General features: G+C 61.1%; 16 protein-coding genes, 1 tRNA gene and 1 pseudogene. 11 read left to right on the plus strand and 7 right to left on the minus strand.

Annotation, left to right across the window (positions count from 1 at the left end):
- The first annotated feature begins 24 nt into the window (after nt 1-24).
- The 4 genes from P0R31_RS05780 (at nt 25) to P0R31_RS40840 (ending at nt 4,588) form a co-directional block, all read left to right on the plus strand.
- Complete coding sequence (locus tag P0R31_RS05780) at nt 25-240, plus strand: hypothetical protein (protein ID WP_275513203.1); 216 nt, start codon at nt 25-27, stop codon at nt 238-240.
- Nucleotides 241-1,744: 1,504 nt separating this feature from the next.
- Entirely contained in the window at nt 1,745-1,951 is a 207-nt protein-coding gene (locus P0R31_RS05785) for a cold-shock protein (RefSeq protein WP_275513204.1), read from the plus strand.
- A gap of 828 nt (nt 1,952-2,779) precedes the next feature.
- Nucleotides 2,780-3,265, plus strand: coding sequence for a CBS domain-containing protein (locus tag P0R31_RS05790; RefSeq protein WP_275513205.1), 486 nt, complete (start codon nt 2,780-2,782; stop codon nt 3,263-3,265).
- Between the two features lie 1,137 nt (nt 3,266-4,402).
- On the plus strand, nt 4,403-4,588 hold the full coding sequence (locus tag P0R31_RS40840; RefSeq protein ID WP_343299298.1) for a hypothetical protein: 186 nt from the start codon (nt 4,403-4,405) through the stop codon (nt 4,586-4,588).
- Nucleotides 4,589-5,400: 812 nt separating this feature from the next.
- Here P0R31_RS40840 and P0R31_RS05795 read toward each other — a convergent pair.
- Nucleotides 5,401-5,640, minus strand: coding sequence for a hypothetical protein (locus tag P0R31_RS05795; RefSeq protein WP_275513206.1), 240 nt, complete (start codon nt 5,638-5,640; stop codon nt 5,401-5,403).
- A 157-nt stretch (nt 5,641-5,797) separates the two neighbouring features.
- Nucleotides 5,798-6,028, minus strand: a pseudogene (locus P0R31_RS41025) (septal ring lytic transglycosylase RlpA family protein); the annotation flags it as partial.
- A gap of 1,530 nt (nt 6,029-7,558) precedes the next feature.
- Between P0R31_RS41025 and P0R31_RS05800 the strand changes: the two are divergent.
- Both P0R31_RS05800 and P0R31_RS05805 read left to right on the plus strand, forming a co-directional pair.
- The gene (locus P0R31_RS05800) at nt 7,559-7,741 is read left to right on the plus strand and encodes a hypothetical protein (protein WP_260380497.1); all 183 of its coding nucleotides are present in this window, start codon (nt 7,559-7,561) and stop codon (nt 7,739-7,741) included.
- 2,826 nt (nt 7,742-10,567) lie between these two features.
- Nucleotides 10,568-11,821 carry a tyrosine-type recombinase/integrase gene (locus P0R31_RS05805; RefSeq protein WP_275513207.1) on the plus strand — a complete coding sequence of 418 codons (1,254 nt, stop codon included), beginning with the start codon at nt 10,568-10,570 and terminating at the stop codon, nt 11,819-11,821.
- A 14-nt stretch (nt 11,822-11,835) separates the two neighbouring features.
- Here the strand turns inward: P0R31_RS05805 and P0R31_RS05810 are convergent.
- Nucleotides 11,836-11,911, minus strand: a tRNA-Ile gene (locus P0R31_RS05810).
- A 342-nt stretch (nt 11,912-12,253) separates the two neighbouring features.
- Complete coding sequence (locus P0R31_RS05815) at nt 12,254-13,228, minus strand: Bug family tripartite tricarboxylate transporter substrate binding protein (RefSeq protein ID WP_275513208.1); 975 nt, start codon at nt 13,226-13,228, stop codon at nt 12,254-12,256.
- A 107-nt stretch (nt 13,229-13,335) separates the two neighbouring features.
- Here P0R31_RS05815 and P0R31_RS05820 point away from each other — a divergent pair, with 107 nt between their 5' ends.
- A complete protein-coding gene (locus P0R31_RS05820) occupies nt 13,336-14,310 on the plus strand; it encodes a TAXI family TRAP transporter solute-binding subunit (RefSeq protein ID WP_275513209.1) in 975 nt (324 codons plus the stop codon).
- Nucleotides 14,311-14,495: 185 nt separating this feature from the next.
- Here the strand turns inward: P0R31_RS05820 and P0R31_RS05825 are convergent, their stop codons facing one another.
- Nucleotides 14,496-15,710: an ABC transporter substrate-binding protein gene (locus P0R31_RS05825; protein WP_275513210.1), complete on the minus strand. Its 1,215-nt coding sequence runs from the start codon at nt 15,708-15,710 to the stop codon at nt 14,496-14,498.
- Between the two features lie 101 nt (nt 15,711-15,811).
- A complete protein-coding gene (locus P0R31_RS05830; RefSeq protein WP_275513211.1) occupies nt 15,812-16,705 on the minus strand; it encodes a helix-turn-helix transcriptional regulator in 894 nt (297 codons plus the stop codon).
- 280 nt (nt 16,706-16,985) lie between these two features.
- On the opposite strand from P0R31_RS05830, the gene P0R31_RS05835 reads away from it, so the two are divergent.
- Genes P0R31_RS05835 through P0R31_RS05845 form a run of 3 tightly spaced genes read left to right on the plus strand, consistent with a single transcriptional unit; the run spans nt 16,986 to nt 20,936 of the window.
- Nucleotides 16,986-17,813, plus strand: a complete 828-nt coding sequence (locus tag P0R31_RS05835) for a substrate-binding domain-containing protein (RefSeq protein ID WP_275513212.1) — start codon at nt 16,986-16,988, stop codon at nt 17,811-17,813.
- Between the two features lie 53 nt (nt 17,814-17,866).
- Nucleotides 17,867-18,973, plus strand: coding sequence for a molybdopterin-binding protein (locus P0R31_RS05840; RefSeq protein WP_275513213.1), 1,107 nt, complete (start codon nt 17,867-17,869; stop codon nt 18,971-18,973).
- A gap of 13 nt (nt 18,974-18,986) precedes the next feature.
- Nucleotides 18,987-20,936, plus strand: coding sequence for a molybdopterin biosynthesis protein (locus P0R31_RS05845; protein ID WP_275513214.1), 1,950 nt, complete (start codon nt 18,987-18,989; stop codon nt 20,934-20,936).
- Between the two features lie 13 nt (nt 20,937-20,949).
- Here P0R31_RS05845 and P0R31_RS05850 read toward each other — a convergent pair whose 3' ends face one another.
- On the minus strand, nt 20,950-21,186 hold the full coding sequence (locus P0R31_RS05850) for a hypothetical protein (RefSeq protein WP_275513215.1): 237 nt from the start codon (nt 21,184-21,186) through the stop codon (nt 20,950-20,952).
- A gap of 110 nt (nt 21,187-21,296) precedes the next feature.
- On the opposite strand from P0R31_RS05850, the gene P0R31_RS05855 reads away from it, so the two are divergent.
- Complete coding sequence (locus P0R31_RS05855) at nt 21,297-21,596, plus strand: hypothetical protein (protein ID WP_109145958.1); 300 nt, start codon at nt 21,297-21,299, stop codon at nt 21,594-21,596.
- Nucleotides 21,597-21,599: the final 3 nt, after the last annotated feature.

The raw sequence follows: 21,599 nt of genomic DNA on the forward strand, positions 1-21,599 counted from the left end.
GACGCCACGTGCGATTCAAGCTTTATGTCGCGACTCGCACATTTCACGAACGATTGTCTGAAAGACGGGCAGACAAGGCTCATCTTCATTGCCGCTGAGATGTCCAAGCGGTTCGTCAAGCGAACCGGCGATCCGAAAAGCTTGTTCGCCGCGCTTGACCCCTTGCTACGCCGCTTTACCGAATACCAAGCCATCTTTGTAAGTGATCGACAGACGATGACAAATGGGGCTGCATTGTGAAGCGCGACCTACGGGATCTTACGTAGGCCACGTGTCGCATTTTCTTGATATATCGAATGCATGTTCGTTTGCATGAAAGAAAAGAAAGCATTCTGCGATGCCAAACACTGGCGGCGCCGTGCGGAAGCGACGCGGTCGAAAGCGGCGTCCCTTGATAGCGAAAGATCCAGAGACAGGCTCATCAAGATCGCCGAGGAATACGAGAAGCTGGCCCGATTAGCGGAGGGGCGGCAGGCGAGTGATAATGAGCCAGAGTGTTGATCGCTAGTTCTGGCGCTTCATCGCCTTCGAGAAAAGTCGCAAGCGAGCTGCACGCATAGACTTGCTGGTCTGGCGAGGACGTCCATGTCCGCGCCGGCCTACGGCGCGATGGCAGCTCGGCGATCTAATGTGTTCAGATGAGCTACGGGGCTCGTGCGGCCATAGCGTTATGTTGGTATAGCAATGAGCTAATGATCACTTGCTGGTGGTAACGCGTCCGCCGGCATGACGAGCGTTCGTGCACGGAAGAGGCCCGATCCGTGCTGCCAGCGCTGCGCGTACCCTCATTATTGGCTAGCCACCCTGTCGCGCTGGACTGGGCCTGAGCCAAGCTTATGTCGGATTGCCCAACAGCCGGCGAACCTGGCATAGCGACGCGTTGGTCTGCGCTTGGACCGGGTAGGGCAAGTCGTAGCGATCTGCGGCCCGGGAACGCACTCAGTACGACTGGTAAGTGCGGCAAACGTATCCAAAGCCAGGCCGCTTGCGGCGCCTTTTCCATCATGATAGAGCCCCGGCAGACGAGCGAAGACAGACGAAGACCAGTGCCGCCAAGCATGATGGCCGCAAACATCGAAACATCTGAAGCGGTCCGCGACTGCGATGCTTAGGGACTCTACACGCGAACAGGGCCGTCGCCATCAAGGCCAGGTCTTGTGTTGCGTCATTCACGTCTCCTCTTTGCATTGCGAGTGAGACACAGGGCTTGCAATACTGTCCGCCAGCCATGACGAAATCCCAGCCGAGACCCCGTCTGAATAATGCTCCGGTTTACACAACACAGCGGTCGCTCACGTGAGCGAGCTTGTTGCATGATGTGAGCCGCACAATTGCTGCGGCTGGGGAATATGACTTCGGTCCGAAAAGCAGGACAAGTTTCTCGACCTTTCACATAAAAGGGTGCGGTGATTGCCGCATCGATGTTGCATGCCTCGCGACGATCGGTTCGGCTTCGGTGAGGCGTTGGAACTACTTTGAAAACGAAAAGAGAATCTCGACCGCACTATCGACGGACCGTTATCGCCGCCGTCGGTTTCCAAACACCGGCGGCTTGAATCAGAGACGATCCGTACAACGGAGGGAAAAAGGTACCTATGATCCCGATCCCGATCCAATTAGGTTTTCCGTTGCGATGGAGCGAACGTAGCTATACGAAGTGTGCGTCGGTGTTTAGCCATCGGCTCGCCGTCACGCCGAGCGAACGATCATGTTCACTAAGGCGTTTTTTTGAGGAGCGACTGAAGTGGCGATGGGAACTGTGAAGTGGTTCAATGCGATCAAAGGCTATGGATTCATCAAACCAGACGAAGGCGGTCCTGACGTGTTCGTGCACATCTCTGCGTTGAAGAAAGCAGGACTGACCGAGCTGCCAGAAGGGCGCAAGATCAGCTACGAACCAGTGACCGGCCGCCATGGCAAAACATCAGCCGAGAACTTGCGCACTGATTAAGCTCTGCTTTCGTGCGGCCTCGATGGTGACGCGCGGCATGGGTAGGGATTGCGCCTGCGCTACGGTAGCAAGTCGCGGCGAGGATATGAAAAGCGATCCGCATAATAGGCAGCGAGCGGGATCGTGATTGGCGCCGACGACTTGCAGACAATCCCTCTGAGCCGGGCGCCGGAAAACCGAGCCTGATCACGATCGGCGCGAAGAAGCAGCGCCCGTGCAAGCATGACGCTAGCGAGCTAAGCTTGGGACGCGTAACTCCCATTGCAAGCTCGAACAAGTGCTCCCGTTCGCAGACGATCGCTCGCTAAGCGAGGTGGTTCTCGGGCAAGGAAGTTACACTCACTGGCGCGCTGTCGTCACATTGGGGGAGGCTCGTGCCTCCCCAATTCGACGGCGCAATTGGGTGTTGGTACACGCGCTGACCACGCCCGCTTTCGCGATTATCGCGTCCGCGGCGAAGAACAGTTGAGAAACCCACCAGCCTGCCAGTAGGTCTCGTGGGAAAAGGAGCACAACTGAGCGCGGTGTATCGCCCGGACACCACCAGCTGCGGTTCGGCCGTTGGGGGCGCTGCGGTGCCGCCCACCATGAGGCGCGCAGCGGCGGCCGAAAACTGCGCTGGCGCAAAAGATCGATTGGGTGGGCCGCGTCAGCGGTTGGCACCTATAGACATTGCCAACCTGCGAAGAAGGCCATTCGTTGCGTGACGCATCGGCTCATCTCATATGGAAAGTGTTGCTCGTTGCACCATGGGTGTTGACATAGGTCAATATGGTCTGCCGCAAAGTATGCTAGAATGTAGGCTAAACGAAAGCGAGAGCGTAGGCCTTGTACAAACTCCTCGAGCAAATAGTTGCCGATTACATGACACTTCAGCCGAGGACGGTCAGGCGCGACACGACGATGCGCGAGCTCGGCGATCTCTTCAAGAAGGAAGACTTCAACGCTTATCCAGCCACGGATGACGGGCGGGTGCTCGGCATAGTCTCAAAGTTCGACTACCTATCCTGCTTTGTCTTCTCGGCCGCGCGCATGGTTCCGAGATACCCCGATCTGATGCAGCGTACGGTAGCCGATGTAATGACCTCAGAATTCATCTATGTTGCCCCGGACACCAAGCTCACGCGGGTACTTGAGCTGATGGTCAGCCATGATCTCAGGAGCATGCCGGTGCTCGAGGCGGATCAGCGGCTCGCCGGCATTATTTCCCGGGAAGATGTCTTGCACGCCGTCCAGGATTGCGCGCAAGCAGCGCAGTCCTGGTCAAAGGCATCTGAGCTCGGGGCTAGCTCACCTTCACCCGGTTTCGATTAGCAATTCAAGTTAAGGCATTCACTTAGCTCTCCTCTATAAGCTCAAGGCCGAAAGATGGCGTCCAAGTCGCAGTTTCTTAGCATCAGCTTCGCTAGTGATTTGGGTGTACAAGCACAGCTTCGGCCATCCAAAGTTATACCCGACGCCCGGCTTGCGTCTGCACGGGAGGTCGCAGCGGCGTGATACCGGCTTAGCGGAGGTGACCGAGTTCAAGATCGCAATCGTCTGAGACGAGCGCGAGCGGAAGCCCCGCCTTGGTGGCTGGCAGCACTGCGCATTAGCGAACACTCCGTCGCCGCTGGCGCCAATGTCAGGCTACTGACGCTCTCCTCTTGGCGCGAGGGAGTGCTGCTCCGTCTGCCATAGGACTAAAGGGCGCGCAAACGAGCATAATCTCTTCACATTCTACGTTCCTATTTGGTCGGTTCGATTCCAGCGCATGTCCGGAACTGCTTGCCATCCGCCAGCACGTGATCGTCAAGCCGCGTCGCAGAAATCATCTCATGCTTGGCGCGCATCGGTTTGAGAATTACCGCGTGCTCCTCCCGGACCGTTGAACTACCGGAGCTGGATGCGGAGATAAGACGCGCAAGCGCTATGCGACGCGAAGGCCTGATCAACGATAAAACCATTGCGGCTCATGCAGTAGATCGCTTCGTTGAAATAGCGCTTGTCGGCGTGCACTGTTCGCTATCGCTTTCCGCAGTTCCTTCGCGCCCGATGTGCAGCTTCGAAAGTTGGCCCATTCTCGAGCGAAAGCGACGCGTCATCTGTCGCAAAAGCGCCGATGTCCACGGCGCAACATCTCAACCAACCCTATGGAATGCTGTAGATCGCGCCACGCGGCACGGCGTTCATGAAAACCTTCGTCGAGCTGAGCCGCGGCTCTGGGATGGGATCCGCGCCTTTCGTGTGTCAAATTCCGTTGGGATACACTGAGAGCAATCCTTCCGAGACGCGGAATGGAACCACGGTCGCCGTACAGAGCTACTAATTCGCGCGCTCAAGTCTGAAACTTTGCTCGCATCTGCAGGTTACACGAATTGTAGACATGGATCGCTATGACATACTCGTTGGTTGAAAATTCCGCTAGCTGTGCTAACAGCGCCGCCTAACGAGGAGTAAGGAGCTAACAAGTTGAAACGTCCTACCAAAAAGAAACTAACGCGACGCGAGTGGACGCCCGCTGATCTGCGGGTTCTCAAGAAGCATTCAAAGGATCGAACACCGGTTTCGAGAATATCGAAGGAGATGAAGCGAACTGCCGGCTCACTTCGTCAAAAGGCACTCGTATTGGGCATCGGCCTGGGTCATCAGCGCTAACAAAGCTGAGGAGTTGCGCAGCGAGTAGGCTGCGTGGCCTTCCTCTTGTGCATATAATCTCGGCGGCGTCAGCTTAGTAGATCGCCTCGTTAGCGGCGGTCGCAAGACGTGCGCGGTGTCCTACCGCTCGAATGAAGCTGGCGCCTCGTAACTGCACGCTGCACCCGGTTGACGTTGTTGGTGTAGGCAGGGCGCGTTGAGCTCGTTCGTCAGGTCCTAGACGTGGAACGTGATGCGGGTCCGGTCAACGACGGGTAAATACGCCTTGGGAATGTCAATAAACGCGAACACATCGAACGTTGTGTATATCGCGGAGATCTTTTCGGCAAGGCAACAAATGAGACCGCCGCTCAACTCACGCGCATCGGGCTGACATTCCTTGGTACAGCCGCGCTTTGTCTTCTGGCCTTAATCAGTCCGGACAGTGCCCGTCTAGGCGGCAGCGAAAAGATAAAATTGCCTTGGCCGGCCAAGTGTCGTTCTTCGCGTTGATGTTACTTGGGGTCTTTGTTCTTTAGCTCGAGATAACCTCTTGAAGGAGCTTCTCACCGCGAAGACCATCAGCCGTCCGGAAAGGGATCTATTGGCTGCTGGCGATCTTTTTCGTTCGAGGGCGTGCTAAGAGGCGGTTCGTGCGATGCCTCATCAACAAGCGCGAATTGAGATCTGCTTCTGCATAGTCACTAATACTCCGGCTGGAAAGGTTCATGAGCTCACAGGCGTTAGGATGCGGATTGTTGTCGCGACATATTCAGCACGATTTGTCAGCCTGAATAGCGTGCTCTTAGTTCTTGCTTGCCGGCTGTGAATCGTTAGACGGGCAGCCGAAGCCAAACGTCGTGGCTGGACAACGTACCCGCCGGAGTTGCTACCTCCATATCGACGACGCGCAATGACCCCGGCTGGTCATCATACAGGTAGCGAAGGTGCCAGATCGGACCGAGTTCCGGTATAATGGCGAGGTCATCTAACGCAGTCGCGATGTATCGAACGGCATCGCGATGCGCTATCGGCGCGGAGAACATCGTGTCCATCAGCGTGGCAAGGCTCATACCCTCCACGAGCATGGTTCGCGCGACTCCGTCTCCATGTACGTGCCTAAGGGCCGATACGACGGCCGCGATCGCGTCAGGATACTTGAGAGGCACGGTAGATTCGGTGTGTCCGCGGTCGGTGATTGCTTGTGTTTCGCAGGGCGACCGACGTGCACTATAGCACCTCGGCACGAACCTGAGCCACGCCGCGATCCATAATCCGCAAGCTGCCCGCGGCGGCTAGCGAGATATCGAGGAGGCGGCCATGGACCCATGGTCCGCGGTCGGTGATACGAACCACCACCGACTTATTCCTGTCAAGATCAATGACGCGGATTTTCGTCCCGAACGGCAGATGGCGGTGCACCTCGGTCAGCAGATTCCGATCAAACGATGGACCGCTCGCTGTCTTGCGTTTGGGATGCGAATACTATGAGGTCTTTCCGGAAAAGACTCTATTGAATACGGAGTGCCTGTACGATCATTCAAGGGCCTTGTTCGTTCGGAGCTTGGGCTTGCGGCTCATCCTTTTTGTCTCATCAAGTCCTTCAGGAGCGGGCTCGCGTGAGCCTTTGGGATGATGGACCATCTGTCATTGAACGTTTGCCCGACAGCAGAAGTCGCGTGAAGCCCGGTCCAAGCGGTAAGGCCTTTGCGCTGTTAGATCATTCGGCGGCGTTCAGACCCTGCTCCGTGGACTCATAGCGCTGCCCGTGCTTTACCAGCCAACCACCTTCAACCATATTCTGCGCCAATCGTAACGAACATGCCGGTTGGCTGCCGCCTGGTGATATACGCCATCTCGGCGCTCGGCCAGAAAGCCGTTAGACGCGCACGAACCGCAGCGTCTTAAGCATGCGGGGGAATGAGGATGATGGAGTTCGCCATTATTCCCCGAGCGCGCGCCCTCAGAACGTTCCGGAGCTCAGCCTGGGCGACGAGAACGGAGCGACCTTAAATGCCACGCCGCTCGTGCCCGCGTGGCGGGTGACAGGACGATGAGGTGCAGTACGAAGCGAAGAAGACGCGCCGATTGGCCTTGAAGAAACCGGCTGGGCAGCAGCCGTAAGAAAGGCTGACCGGCGGGGCGTCCATTATTCTTAGGAACGAGCGTCTCCGCAGCCAGTTTAAAATTCAGTCTTGCGTGCCCATACTTTCGCAAGGCATGTTGCCAACGAGGCCCCAGTTCCCCCGGCTGGGGTCTTCGTTTTGCGTCCGATTCACAAAGTTGAATGCGCAAGGGATGTTTTTTTGCAGGGGAAACGGCGTTTGCCGAGCAGACAGCGGCAGACCACTCGGTCCCAGCTCGCTTTCGATCCGAAAACCCTAAAGCCTGGGCCGGTGTGGTCTACGCCCGGGGCAAGTCTTTTCCTTCCAGCAGCCGCACATCAGTACATAGGTCCCGCTTTCATGGAGATCACCTGTTCTTCGGCAGATGTATGGATCGAACTGATCGACCTCACTCTCTAGCGGCGTGCCTTAAGCCCGAGCGCGCAGAAAGAACGACCCCAGGCCTGGATCAAGGACCCAGGGCTGGGGCCGCTCCGGCTATGGACTGCATAGCCTTGCGCCTAAGCACATGTTGATCAATGTCATTCGGGAGCAGGGGTTGCGGAGCAGATGTGAAAATAGATGAACTTCCAAAGAAACTTTCGGCCGGTGAGCTAGCTTAGGTTAATTGTTGAGAAAGCTAACGGCTTGTGCTCCGCTTTTCCCCGCTCCCGCAGCCCGCACACCATCAATTCCGCACCTGCGGTCACTAGCGGTCGACTGAGCCGAGTGGAAAGCTCACTCCGATAACCTGTTAGCATTTACAAGTGCGCCGATTGCCAGAAGCTCACCTGGGACGATTGACCCCACCCCGAATAGAAATTAGCAGGGAACACTTGGACTGAAGGTCCATTAATTGCGTGAACGATTCAATCGGGGAGCGGCCATGGGTATCGAGCGGATGCACACGCCCAGATATTGGCAAATGCGCGCTGAAGAGTTTCGCACGAAGGCCGACAACGCCGAGCATAGTCAGATCCGAGAAACATTGCGCAAGGCTGCCCAAAGTTACGATGAACTAGCCAAGCGCGCCGAGCAAATTCGAACCGTGCAGGACGCCGCCGAGTAAGGCCTTAGTTGGCGCCATGCCCTAGATCTAACTCAAACGACCGCCGCATGAAACCCCGGGGTTGGACAGTCGAACGCTGCAGCCATGCTTCCTTCCTAGGGCACGGACCAGGTGACGAGACCATGACCGAGGGACAGAATGTTCTGCGGGTTAGGGGAGGCCGGCCCCACCCATCTTACGATCCTCGAAATTACTCCGGCTCCGGCGTGCGCTTCAAATAACAGATTAACGCCATTGCAGGGAATGAAATCAGCTATGGCGCAGACCGACCTTCTGCACTTGCCGTTTCGCTAAGCAAGACACACGAATAGAAGCAGCCGGGACAAGTGCAAGAGCCCCGTTCCAGAATTGATCGGCACGATTCCGTTGCCTGCAGCAACTGGGCGCTTCGGATGATGTTGCCGGGTGACGAGGCCTGCGGGACGAGAAAACAGTAGCCTCTCGTTCGCTTTCGGCCCAGAACTACTCCGCCACGCCGCCGCGATCGCAGATATCCACTTGAGCAATGACTAGAAGCCACATCCTATCAGGCGGATACGCCGTCCCGGGCCGATGAAAGTCTCGCGGGCGTCTTTGCGAAGTTAGGAACGAGCTCTGGGCTTCCTATTCCTTTTAGACGCAATCGGGAGCCTCATCATGGCGACGCAAATCGTGATGGATCACAGCGGCGACAGCAGGCACTTCTAACCAGGATCACCTCTTTCGATCCGACCGCCGAAGAGACGTTGTTCTTCCCTCGGCTGGTCGGCGGGTGATCACCAAGTGAAGAGAAAGATTGGTCACGTCGGCCGGTGGCCCATTCGAAGCGTGGCGGCTGGTAGGCTGTATCAGGCAGCTAAGGACGAGAGAACGATTCAGGCTCGTGCGCTACGAGATCTGCGTACTTGGCTTTCGCCCCAGCAAGGTTCGAGTTTGATACGAAGGGGTACTTCGACGTCCTAGGATGCGATACCGGGAAGCGGTACCTCATCCGGCAGGGAACGTCCGCTAACGTCAACGAGATCGAAGAGTATGGGCGGCGCGGAATCGGGTGGTGCTTCGTCCTGCTGGGGGCTTGGCCCAGGGTGACGCTCGCCCAGAAAATAGCTCTGAAAACGGACGTGGAGCGCGCCTTGAATATCGCCGACGCAAGCCATCCGGACCAATCATACTCCAGGGTTCGTGAGCGAAGTCAATGACATGGCGTGGAGCCCCACAGTGAGCCGTGCCGACTTGGGTCAGGCGAAAGGCGTGGTTCCGAGGCGGGTACTGAATTCCATTGTGGAAGGCCGACGGCCCAGCCACTCCAGCTGTCAGATCAGGCCTGAATTGTCCTGGAGCGGCTGCCAGGCGAGGGGCACCTTTTCTCCGGCCGCGAGTCCAGCCTCGGGGAAGGCACCGCCGGGGGGCGCTGGGCCGGCATTCTCCCAAAGGACAAGGCCGCGTATGTCCCCCGCGGCCCCGTCCCAAAGGACACCTTGGGCCTGATGGTCACCGAATTCTGTAATGACGTCGGGTTGCGGGTTTTCTCCAATGGGCTACGATGCAACCTACTTTAGAATTTTGTATTTGGACCTACCCATTGGCAACAAGCATTGAATCGATCGTTTCGGCTTATGTTCGTCTGAAGAACCGGCAAGCCTTGGAAAATATGCGAGACCTTCGGCGCCACTTGCTCGAGCAGCTACGGTCCACATCAGGCATTAATCCAACTGACTCTCGGGATGCTTTACTTGATGATCTCCGAGTGATCGAGGAGGGATTGGAGCAGCTCCAGCTGAGGCACTAACGGGCGGCCCGCCAGTTCACGGTGGCGAGCCTGTGTTTCGGTTTCGCGGGATGTTCTTACGCACCATTGGGCACCTGGCCTGCTCTGCTGATCCAATTTACTTTTTAGTGTAGGCACGTCCACCAACTCTCTCGTGGAGGCGCATGTCGCCCGAAGTAACCCGGCACATTGCAGAGCAAGAGCAGAGGGTCGCGAATTTTGTCCGCAATGGCTATGATACGACCCAGGCCCAAGAGCTGCTCGATAACTTCTACGAATCTCATATGCAGCACATCGCAGACCGTGACCGAATCCTCGGAGAGCTGGGGCAGTAAGGCCGCTTCAGCAGGCAGCTCCGGCGCTGATCTGTTCCGACCTTTAGCGGCCTAGTTCGAATTTGAGGGACCTGTTTTGCGGAGGCATAAACGGGCATGCGCGATTCTTACCAATCTTGTCAGTGCGGCGCGGTCTACATCTGAACCGAGGCAATGGCCTCGTCGGCAGATCGCCAGGAAGGGGACCACGGCAGAGGGAATGCCAGTCAGACGCTTTTTGGCCGGCAAGAGGCTTGAGTCAGATCGAGGGGGCGGGCCAAGAGTGGAATTTCAGTCATCGGTTGTCGAAATTTGTTCGTCCTGCCGCGGGATGATTGTGGTGACCAAAGCCACAAGTGAATGGGAGCACTCCCTCGTACAGAAGCCCTGGCGCCCAAGTCCCCTTCACAGGGACCGATCCATTCTCTGTTCTACGCTTTCCTGATCGTTTGAGCGAGGACGTGCCCAATCATGCGATGCAGGAGAGTGGATACTTTATGCGAATGTAAGTCTCTGCAAATGATGATTGGTCTGCTCGTATGAGCTCCACCACAGCTGAAAAGCGTCGATGCCAGATCGAGCGCAACCTGAAATTACACCTGATACACCTCTTCGCCTTGCTGATGCCGTGAAGAGAGCGTTTCCTCTAGGAGGAATGACTGTCGCGGGATTGCGCCGTGAGCGTGATCGTAGCCGGTTGATCATCGAGAAGATTGCCGGCAAGGAATTTACAACGCTGGCGTATATCGAACGGATGCGAGAGCTATGCCGCGAAGAAGCAAGGGCGCCAGACTCCAGCTCAAGGCCACCCGCCGCGATAAAAACGGAAAGGTCACTCACCAAGCAACATGGATCATCAGAGACAACGGACGGGATGTCAGCACAGGCTGCGCTCCAGATGAGATTGCGGTCGCAGAAGAAAGACTAAGGGACTACATAACCTCCAAGCACACCCCGAAGCGACGAGTTCGGCACATAGACGATATCGCAATTGCAGATGTCCTCTCGATTTATTTGGATGCGCAACTAGACAAGCTTCGCAGTCGCTTCAATGTCCACTTCGAAAACGAAGATACCATCCCCGACGTCCGTAAGCTCAAGAAGCGAATCGAACGATTGAATGATTGGTGGGGCGCAAAAATGCTTGGCGAGGTCAATGGTGAAGCATGTCGCTCCTACACCAAAAAACGTCGCCAAAGGGGCGGTGCTCGCCGAGACCTTGAAGATCTCCGTGCCGCCATCGGTCACCATGCAGACGAAGGGTATCATCGGGAAATCGTGAAGGTCTCTCTGCCTGAGAAGGGTGAGCCGAGAGACAAGTGGTTGACGCGCAGCGATGCGGCCAAACTGATCTGGACCTGCTGGCGCTATCGCGAAATGCAGAAGGGCTCGCGTCAGCCGTTGAATGATATAAAGGTCCCAACGAGCAAACGCCCACTCCGACATCTTGCTCGCTTCATCTTATTGGGAATTTACAGCGGCACCCGTGCGGGGGCTATCGCAACCGCATCTCCTATCCCAGCGCTTGGTCGCTCATACGTGGATCTGGAGCGAGGTCGCTATTACCGTCTGAAGCAGGGCGCCGCGAAAACCAACAAGCGACAGCCGACTGTGCCGATCCCGGTGCGCTTGCTTGCTCACCTGCGGCGCTGGCATCGGATTGATCCAGAGGCAAAGCACTTTGTCGAGTACAATTCAAAGCCTGTGAACTCGGTAAAAACGGCATTCAGGACTGCCGTTAGGCTTGCCGGAATTGGTCCAGGAATCTCACCTCACACTTTGCGGCACACCGCAGCGACTTGGCTCATGCAGAGAGGTGCGGATCCTTGGCAGGTCGCAGGTTATCTCGGAATGTCGCTCGAGGTGCTACTCAACACGTACGGCCATCACCATCCCGACTATTTGTCCGATGCGGTTGAGAAAATAGCCAAGCGCGGACCAGCCGGCGAACGAAAGGAGCACGTTTCTGGTGCGGTTTCTGGTGCGGTGATCCCGATGAAGCGAAACGACTCCTCGTAAGTCTTTGATTTCATTGGTGGGCCCGGCAGGACTCGAACCTGCAACCAGACCGTTATGAGCGGCCGGCTCTAACCATTGAGCTACAGGCCCCGCCGCGAGGCGGCCGCGTGCTAAGCGCGGCCGGCAACGGTGCGCGGTTCGTTTACAGGGCCGGAGGCGGGGGTGCAATGCTGGCTCTGGGCGGATAGGAACGCCGGCACGGCCTCATGGGTCGTTTTCGAATACCCGAAATTTGCCAATGATGCCTGTATAACCCTGTTTTGCCCGACGGAGCAAGCCGCCTTTTCGGGAGGTTTTTCAGTGTGGGTGGTAACCCATTGAAATCACTGGACCCGTCTACTGTGCATGGGGTTGTTTTCGCAGTTTTGTTTTGAGAGGGCCTGTTGGCCCCCTCGAACATGGTGCGGCTGCGCTCGGCGGCACGGCCGCCGCCTAGTCCACCGAGACCCCGGCGAACTCGACCACCTTGCGCCACTTCGCGGTCTCGTTCGCGACCAGCTTGCCGAACTCGGCCGGCGTCATCGGCTTGGGGATGCCGCCGGTCTCGGCGAGCTTCGCCACCAGCTTCGGGTCCTTCAGTGCTTCGCCGACGGCCTTGTTGAGGATCTCGATCACCTCGGGCGGGGTGCCCTTCGGCGCGGAGATGCCGTAGAAGCCGACCGATTCGAAGCCCGGCACGGTCTCGGCGATTGAGGGCACGTCGGGCACGCTCGGCCAGCGCTGCGGCGAGGTCACCCCGAGCGCGCGGACGTTGCCGCCCTTCACCTGCTCCATTGCCGAGGGCAGATTGTCGAAGATCAGCTGCACCTTGTTGGAGATGATGTCGGGGAAGGCGACGGCCGAGCCGCGATAGGGCACGTGCACCATGTCGCACTTCGTCATCGCCTTGAACAGCTCGGCCGACATGTGCACCGAGGTGCCGTTGCCGGAGGAGGCATAGGTGATCTTGCCGGGATTGGCCTTGCAATAATCGATGAACTCCTGAACCGTCTTCGGCGGAAACGCGTTGGAGACGACCAGCATGTTGGTGAGCTGCATGATGCTGGCCACCGGGGTGGTGTCGCGCAAAGAGTCGAACGGCAGCTTCTTGTAGAGCGAGGTCGAGATCGCGTTGTTCGGCGCGACGAACAGCAGCGTGTAGCCGTCCGGCGGGGCGTTGATCGCAGCGGCGGCGGCGATGTTGCCGCCGGAGCCGGTGCGGTTCTCGACGATGAATTGCTGGCCGAGCCGCTCCGACAGCCACTGCGCCATGATCCGCGCCACGATGTCGACCGGGCCGCCGGGGGAAAAGCCGATCAGCCAGTGTACGGGACGATCGGGATAGGCTGCGGCGGCGGGAGGGGTGGCGCTGAAAAGACCCAACAGCACTGCGAGCCCGAAAACACCGTGACGCAAAATTCGCAACATGACACCTCCCATTGTTCTATTGTCGTTGCGCGGCATGCTTTCATAAAAACCGGCGGCTGCCTACATCGCCGCAAGTCGGTGTTGACGCAGACCCGTCAGGGACGACCATGAGATTCGCGATGATCCTTCTCGGTGCGGCGCTGCTCGCCAGCCCCGCCACCGCCCAGACCGGAGGCACGGCCATTCCGACCGCGACGATCAGCTCGACGCTCAGTCTGGGAACCGCGACGCCCGGCGGCGGCTTCCCGCTCTATGGCAACGCCTTCGCGGAGCTGATGAACGCGGCCGATCCGCAAATCATCATCGCCCCGCGCAACACCAAAGGCAGCAACGAGAACATCCCGCTCTTGGAGAAGGGCGAGCTCGATCTCGCGCTGGTCGCGGGCGAGCCGGCCTACGAGGCCTTCGCCGGCATCGGCCGGGCGAAGGTAGCGTTGAAGATCCTCACGGCGATCTATTCCAACCCCGGCATGTTCGTGGTGCGCGCCGACAGCCCGTACACGACCATCCGCGATCTCGTCGGTCAGCCCGTCGCGTTCGGCGCCAGGGGCTCGGGCCTGCCGATCCTGGCTCGCTATGTGCTCGATGGTCTCGGCCTCAAGCAGGACGAGGACTTCAAGGCTGTTTATCTCGACCGCGCCAGCGACGGCCCCGCGATGGTCGAGGACGGCCGCGTCGCTGCGCTCTGGGGCGCCGGCATCGGCTGGCCCGGCTTTGCCGCGGTCGCCGCGAGCGCGTCGGGCGCGCGCTTCATCGCGCCAGTAGCGGACGAGATCGCCCGCATCCGCGCCAAGCATGCGTTCCTGAAGCCGCTGACCGTGCCGGCCGGCTCCTACCCGAAGCAGACCGAGCCGATCGCCTCGCTCGGTTCCTGGAGCTTCATCCTCACGCGCGAGGATCTGCCTGACGACGTCGCCTACCGTCTCGCCAAGACGCTGCACGGCGTCGAGGCGACGTTCTGCAGGAAGCTCGCGCAGGCCTGCGAGACCACCGCCACGAACACCGTCGCGGCGGCGCCGAGGCCGGAGCTGCTTCATCCGGGCGTCGCTAAGTACTTCCGTGAGATTGGCGTGATGAAATAGCTCTCTTACTTCCCTTCTCCCCTTGTTGTGGGAGAAGGTGGCGCGAAGCGCCGGATGAGGGGTTCTCTCCATTCGCAACGCTGTCCGTGAGGAGAGAACCCCTCACCCGGCTTCGCTTCGCGAATCCACCCTCTCCCACAAGGGGGAGAGGGTGCACCGTCATCGCGGCCTCATACTCGCCAATCTCACTTCTTCACCAGCGGACAGGCCGGGTCCGGCGGGCCGAACGCCTTGTCGCCGGAAATCGTCGTGAGGATCTTGTAATAGTCCCAGGGATACTTGCTCTCCTCGGGCGTCTTCACCTGCACCAGCCAGAGATCGTGCACCATCAGATTGTCCTCGCGAAGCTTGCCGTTGCGGGCGAAGAAATCCTCGATCGGCTTCTCGCGCATCTTGGCCGCCACCTTCAGCGGATCGTCGGTGCCGGTCTCCTTGATGGCGTTGAGATAGTGCAACACGCTGGAATAGACGCCGGCCTGCCACATCGACGGCATCTTGTTCATCTTGGCGAAATAGCGCTTCGACCATTCGCGCGTCTTGTCGTCCATGTCCCAGTAGAACGAGGTGGTCAGCAGCAGGCCTTGCGCTGCCTGCAGGCCGATGCCGTGGATGTCGGTGATCAGCGCGAGCAGCGCCGCCATCTGCTGGCCGCCCTTGAACACGCCGAACTCGGCGCCGGTCTTGATCTCGTTCATGTTGTTGGGGGGACCGGCGGCGATGCCGATGATCTTGGCCTTGGAGGCCTGCGCCTGCAGCACGAAGGAGGAGAGATCGGGCGTCGCCAGCGGCGGCCGCACCGAGCCCAGCACCTTGCCGCCATTGGCGGTGACGACGGCGGAAGCATCGCGCTCCAGCGAATGGCCGAAGGCGTAATCGTCGGTGATGAAGAACCAGCTGTCGCCGCCGCGCTTGACCACCGCATCCGCAGTGCCGACCGCGAGCGCGCGGGTGTCGAACACCCATTGGATGGCGTAAGGCGAGCAGAACTTGCCGTGGAAGTCCGCGGTGCCGGTGGAGTGGGTGATGAACAGCCGCTTCTTCTCGTTGGCGATGGTCTGCACCGCGAGCCCGACCGCCGAGACCGGCACGTCCACGATCAGATCGACCTGCTCGACGTCGAACCAGCGCCGCGCCAGCGAGGCGCCGATGTCCGCCTTGAGCTGGTGGTCGCCGATCACGACGCTGATCGGCTTGCCGAGCACCTTGCCGCCGAAATCGTCGATCGCCATCTGCGCCGCGGTCACCGAGCCCTGGCCGGTCGGCGCCGAGGCCGGGCCGTTCATGTCGGTGAGCACGCCGATCTTGACGACGTCGTCGGAAACCTGCGCCGACGCCGCGCCGGACAGCAGGGTCGCCAGCAAGGCGGCCGCGACCGGCACTCCAAATCTGATTGGGTTCACGCTCGTCCTCCCTGATCCGGCTCGTTGGCCGGTGTTGCTTGTCCGGGTATGGCCCGGTCGAATTGGTTTCTTTTGCAACTATTAGGGGGCTGGCGTCAATGTCAGGCTGCGAAGCGGATTTGTCCTGCGGGAGAGGGATCGTAGCCGGTCAGCTCCTCCGCGCGCTGTCGCAGCCGCCGCTCGTTCAGGAAGCGGAGCAAGGCCTGCATGGCGGGGCGGAAATAGCTGCGCTGCCGCATCGCGAGGTCGAAATTCTCCCAGACCAGCGGCACGAAATCGAGACCGGCCGAGCGCGCCGCGGCGCGCGTCGCGATGCCGCAATCGGCCTGGCCGGCGCGAACCAGCTCGGCCAGATCCGGGCCGGTCAGCGCCGGCGTCTCGATCCGGCGCAAGTCCCGCATCGAGGCGCCGGCGCGCTTGAGCAGCACGTCGAGCAGCATCTGCGCGCCCGTGCCCTGTTGCCGCATCGCCATCCGGGCCCCGGCTGCGAGCACGTCGGGCAGGCTGTGCAGGTGCTTGGGATTGTCGTGTGGCAGCAGGAGACCTTCTTCGCGGCGGACGAACGCGACCAGCACCGCATCATGCAGGTCCGGCGTGGTGCGCAGGGCTTCGACACTGGCATCGCTGGCGAAATTGTCGCCGGCGTCGAGCGCGTGGAAGTGCACCGCCGCAGCCATCACCTCATTGCGCTGCAAGCGCTCGAGCCCGCGCGCGCTGCCCTCGCTCATCGATCCGAGCCCGGAGCCGGACTCGCGCAGGCTCCAATCGAGCAATTCGTCGTGGCTGCCGCCGACGACCGGCGGCGGCTCGGCGATCAACATGCCGGCCGGGCGCGCGAGGCCCGACAGGACCCAGAGGTCGAGCTCGTGCCGTGGGAACAGCCATTTCCCCGTCACCTTGCTGCAGGGGATCGCACCGGTGGTGACGAGTTCGTAAAGCTTGCGTTCGCCGAGCCGAAGGTAGTCGGCGGCTTCGCTGGTGGTCAGGAATTCCATCCTGCATTCCTATGCAAATTCTTGCTTCTTTTTGACGTCCGACGCAGGTGGAATTCTGCATTTCAGATTTTTGTCGCGGGGAACCATGCCCGATCATCTCGCTGCTTTGCAACACATCCGCACGCGCGATTTCTGCTTTGGTGAACGATCCTCAGGAGATCGCGCGCGGTGCGCCTCGATGCAGTTGCCGAAATTTCCCGGCCGGCAGCGCAAAAGCGCGTCACGAGTGCGGCGCAATCGATCATCATCATGACGGCGTCATAACCGAGGGAACCCGATCATGGGCCGCCTGTCCGTTGCACTTGCGCTTCTCTGCGGCCTTACCGCAGGCTTTGCGGCGTCGGCCGCGGAGGACCGCAGCATCGTCCTCGCTTCGACGACGGCGACGCAGGAATCCGGGCTGCTCGACTATCTGCTGTCGATCTTCCGCGACAAGACCGGCATCGACGTCACCGTGATCGCGCGGCGTGCCGACGAAGTGCTCGATGGGGCGCGGCGGGGCGAGGTCGACGTCGTGCTGATGCACGCGCGGCCTCAGGAGGAGAAGTTCGTCGCCGACGGCTTTGGCGTGAAGCGCTACGATGTGATGTACAGCGACTATGTGCTGATCGGGCCGAAGAGCGATCCCGCGGGCGTGAAGGGCAAGGACATCGCGACGGCGCTGAAGGCGATCGAAGCCAAGGGCGCGCCGTTCGTGACGCGCGGCGATCGATCGGGCACTCATGCCGCGGAGCTCGCGCTTTGGATCGTCGCCGGCATCGACATTGCCCGCGCCAAGGGCGCCTGGTATCGCGAGGCCGGGCCCGGCATGGCCGCGTCGCTCGAGACCGCGCGCGCCGCCAATGCCTATGTGCTGGCGGATCGCGGCAGCTGGATCGCCTTCGTCGATCGCGGCGATCTCGACATCGTCGTCGAAGGCGACCGGCGGCTGCTCAACCAATATGGCGTGATGCTGGTGAACCCTGCGAAGTTCCCGAACGTGAAGAAGGACCTCGCGCAGACTTTCGTCGACTGGCTGACGTCGCCGGAGGGGCAGGCGGCGATCGCCGGCTACAAGGTGGACGGGCAGCAGCTGTTCTTTCCCAATTCGGACAGGTCGGGCGGCTGAGGCCGGCACCGCCGGCGGTTGCCAAACCGGACGATGCATGGTCCTCATGGCGCATGACCCAGCGCCTGCCGCCCTCGCTCACGCCGCTCGACACCGCGCTCGCCGCGCTGCTGCGGGGCGTTGATCCCGTCGCGCCGATGGAGGTGCCGCTGGCGGACGCAATCGGCTGCATCGCTGCGGGTGCGCCGCTGCTTGCCGGCTATCCTTCGCGGGACGTTGCGGCCGTAGATGGTTGGGCGCTATCTGCCAACGATCTCGTCGGGGCGTCCGCTTACTCGCCTGTGCCGCTGGCAATGGCTCCTGTATGGGTCGAGGCGGGCGAGGCGATGCCGGCGGGATGCGACTGCGTGCTCGATGTCGACGCTGTGGAGACGTCGGGGCCGCTTGCCCAGGTGCTCGCAGAGGGCGCGCCGGGGCAGGGTGTCAGGCGCGCAGGCAGCGACATCGCCGCGCGCAGGGCCGTGGGGGACGCCGGCCATCCCATCCGTGCGGCGGACCTGTTGCTGGCGCGTGTGGCGGGCGTGGAGAAAATCGCTGTAAGGCGGCCGCGGCTGCGCATCGTCAATGTGCCGGGTGGGACGGTCACGGCGCAGACGATTGCCGAGATCGCGCACAGAGCGGGACTGGATGTGGAAACGCGTCCAGCGCGTGCGCGCGATGCAGCGTCGATTGCCGATGCGCTCGATGCGTCCTCCTGCGATGTTCTGCTGATCATCGGCGGCAGCGGCGTCGGCCGCCAGGACGCCGCCATCGCCGCCCTGGCCCGGCGCGGCGAGGTGATGGCGCACGGCCTTGCGCTGCAGCCGGGACGCACCGCTGCGGTCGGACGGCTGGGACGGGTTCCCGTCGTCGCCTTGCCCGGCCCACCCGATCATGCGCTTGCAGCTTGGCTTGCACTGGTGCTGCCGCTCGTCGATCGTTTGTCGGCGCGTCGGCCGCGTCGAAAAGTGTCGCTGCCGCTTGCGCGAAAAATCGCCTCCAGCGTCGGCATCACGGAGATCGCTCTGCTGGCTGAGGAACATCGTGCCTGGATGCCGCTTGCCGTGGGCGAATGGCCGCTTCAGGCCATCGCCCGTGCGGACGCATGGCTGCTCATTTCCGCCAGCGACGAGGGATTTGCGGCAGGTACGCCGATCGATGCGTATCTGATGCGGGCGTGATAAGGGTTCTGGCATGACGATGATCCCGAAATCACCGGACCGCAGCGCGCTCGAGCAGGAGCAGTTCCTCAAGATCCTGTCGCGCGAAGAGGCCTTGGCGCGCTTCGAGGCGGCCTTGTTCCCGCGCGCGCTTCGAACTGAAACGCGCAAGCTCGCAGCCGCGCTGGGCGCTGCCCTCGCCGAAGATATCACGGCGCCGATCGACGTGCCGCCGTTCGACCGCTCCAATGTCGACGGCTTTGCCGTGCGTTCCGCCGACCTTGCGGCGGCCGGGGAGGGCGCGCCCGTGCGCCTCGCGCTGAATGGCGAGACCGTTCATTGCGGGACCGCGCCGGCGCTGCAGGTGGCGGCCGGAACCGCAACGGCGATCGCCACCGGCGGTCCGTTGCCGCGCGGCGCCGATGCCGTGGTCATGGTCGAGCACACCCAGCCGGCCGGCCAGGATGCGATCGATGTCCGTCGCGCCGTCTCGCCGGGGCAATTCGTCTCGTATGCCGGGTCCGACATCGCGCGGGGCGAGGCGCTGCTGCGCGCCGGCACCATCATCGGCTCGCGCGAGATCGGCATGCTGGCGGCTTGCGGCATCGCCGAGGTGAGTGTCGCGCGCAGGCCGCGGGTTGCCGTGATCTCCACCGGCGATGAGCTGGTTCAGCCCGGCGAGGTGCTCGCGCCCGCCGGGATCTACGATACCAATGGCGCCATCGTCGCGGCCGCGGTCGACGAAAACGGTGGCGAGGCCGTCTTCCTCGGCGCCGTGCCGGACGACGAAGCCAGGCTCGAAGCCGCCATGCGCAACGCGCTTGCGGAAGCCGACATGCTGGTGCTCTCGGGCGGCACGTCGAAAGGTGCGGGCGATCTCTCTCATCGCATCATCAGCCGACTCGGCGCACCCGGCATCATCGCCCATGGCGTCGCGCTCAAGCCCGGCAAGCCGTTGTGCCTTGCGGTGTGCGACGGCAAGCCCGTCGTGATCCTGCCGGGCTTTCCGACCTCGGCGATGTTCACCTTCCACGACATGATCGTGCCGGTGCTGCGCCGGATGGCCGGACTGCCGCCGCGCTCCGATGCCAAGGTGAACGCAACGGTGCCGGTGCGCATCGCCTCCGAGCTCGGCCGCACCGAATTCGTCATGGTCTCGCTGGTTGAGGGCAGGGAGGGCCTCATCGCCTATCCCTCCGGCAAGGGGTCTGGTGCGATCACGTCCTTTGCTCAGGCAGACGGCTTTCTGCGCATCGATGCACTTGCCGACCAGATGCCGGCCGGCACCGAAACCGAGGTGACGCTGTTCACGCCGCATGTGCGCGTGCCGGATCTCGTCATCGTCGGCAGCCATTGCACCGGCCTTGATCTCGTCACCGCACAGCTCGCGCATGCTGGTCTCACCGTGCGCTCGATCGCGGTCGGCAGCCTCGGCGGGCTTGCAGCAGCCAAACGTGGCGAATGCGATCTCGCGCCGATCCATCTGTTCGACGATCGCAGCGAGAGCTACAACACGCCCTATCTCGTCGAGGGACTCGAGCTGGTCGCCGGCTGGCGGCGGATGCAGGGCATTGTCTTCCGCAAGGGCGACAAACGTTTCGAGGGCCTGAGCGCAAAGGATGCTGTTGCCGCAGCGCTCGCCGATCCCGCCTGCATCATGGTCAACCGCAACCAGGGCGCCGGCACGCGCATCCTGATCGACCGGCTGCTCGGCGGTGCGCGTCCGGAAGGCTACTGGAACCAGCCGCGTTCGCACAATGCGGTGGCGGCGGCCGTCGCGCAGCACCGGGCCGATTGGGGCGTGACCATTGCGCCGGTCGCCCATGCGGCCGGCCTCGATTTCATTCCGCTCGCCGAAGAGCACTACGATTTCGCGCTGGTGACCGCGCGCAAGGACCGGCCGGCGGTGCGGGCTTTTCTCGATGCGCTCGGCTCGAACGCAGCGCGCGCCGCACTCGAGCGCGCGGGTTTCCGGCCAGCGTAGATATCAGCTGGATCTACGGTTGCGACGCCTGGTCGGTGGCGCCGGCGGCCTGAGCGGCCTGCTCTCGCTTGCGCTCCCGTTCCTCGGCCTCGGCCAGCGCACGCCGTGCGGCGGCCGGCAATGGCTTGGGGTCGGGCGGCACCTCGACGATGTCAGGCTTGCTCAGCTGCCTCGTGCGATCGATCGTCTCGGAGAGTTCGAAGACGAAGTCGACGAATTCGAAGATCGTATTCAAGAGAGGGGCGGCCATGGCTTCGTCCGGGGAATGTCCAGACCTGTGGTCGCTCCCGTTCCAGGTCCGGTTCAAGACGTCATGAACTTGGGGGGGCGCCGCAGCGACCAAGGAACATGAGCCAGGTCATGACCGCATCGACGCCCCTCAATTTCCGCAAAATCGCTGCTCTCGTCGCGGCGGCCGGCACGCTGTTCTGGCTCTACACCTTCCATTACATCGCGAATGTCCCGCCCGGAGACGGCAGCGGCTTTCAATGGCTCGCGGTGTTTCCGCTGGGCATGGTTTTCGGGGCGTTCTTCCTGCCGGCCTGGGTGCTGGTTGCGATCGGCCGTTTGCCGCGCTTCACCACTGCCGTCGGCATTTGCGGCCTGATCGCCTTCGCGATCATCTGGGCGCAGCTCCTCAACGAGTTTCCGAAATCATAGAGT

The organism is Bradyrhizobium yuanmingense (assembly GCF_029167105.1).
Lineage (GTDB): Bacteria > Pseudomonadota > Alphaproteobacteria > Rhizobiales > Xanthobacteraceae > Bradyrhizobium > Bradyrhizobium yuanmingense_A.

What these genes read in the sequence shown, in the direction of transcription:
- P0R31_RS05845 (WP_275513214.1), top strand. Translation starts at nt 18,987, where the DNA reads ATGACGATGATCCCGAAATCACCGGACCGCAGCGCGCTCGAGCAGGAG.
- P0R31_RS05800 (WP_260380497.1), top strand. Translation starts at nt 7,559, where the DNA reads ATGGGTATCGAGCGGATGCACACGCCCAGATATTGGCAAATGCGCGCT.
- P0R31_RS05815 (WP_275513208.1), bottom strand. Translation starts at nt 13,228, where the DNA reads ATGTTGCGAATTTTGCGTCACGGTGTTTTCGGGCTCGCAGTGCTGTTG.
- P0R31_RS05780 (WP_275513203.1), top strand. Translation starts at nt 25, where the DNA reads ATGTCGCGACTCGCACATTTCACGAACGATTGTCTGAAAGACGGGCAG.
- P0R31_RS05840 (WP_275513213.1), top strand. Translation starts at nt 17,867, where the DNA reads ATGACCCAGCGCCTGCCGCCCTCGCTCACGCCGCTCGACACCGCGCTC.
- P0R31_RS05855 (WP_109145958.1), top strand. Translation starts at nt 21,297, where the DNA reads ATGACCGCATCGACGCCCCTCAATTTCCGCAAAATCGCTGCTCTCGTC.
- P0R31_RS05795 (WP_275513206.1), bottom strand. Translation starts at nt 5,640, where the DNA reads ATGAGCCTTGCCACGCTGATGGACACGATGTTCTCCGCGCCGATAGCG.
- P0R31_RS05830 (WP_275513211.1), bottom strand. Translation starts at nt 16,705, where the DNA reads ATGGAATTCCTGACCACCAGCGAAGCCGCCGACTACCTTCGGCTCGGC.
- P0R31_RS05835 (WP_275513212.1), top strand. Translation starts at nt 16,986, where the DNA reads ATGGGCCGCCTGTCCGTTGCACTTGCGCTTCTCTGCGGCCTTACCGCA.
- P0R31_RS05805 (WP_275513207.1), top strand. Translation starts at nt 10,568, where the DNA reads ATGCCGCGAAGAAGCAAGGGCGCCAGACTCCAGCTCAAGGCCACCCGC.
- P0R31_RS05820 (WP_275513209.1), top strand. Translation starts at nt 13,336, where the DNA reads ATGAGATTCGCGATGATCCTTCTCGGTGCGGCGCTGCTCGCCAGCCCC.
- P0R31_RS05850 (WP_275513215.1), bottom strand. Translation starts at nt 21,186, where the DNA reads ATGGCCGCCCCTCTCTTGAATACGATCTTCGAATTCGTCGACTTCGTC.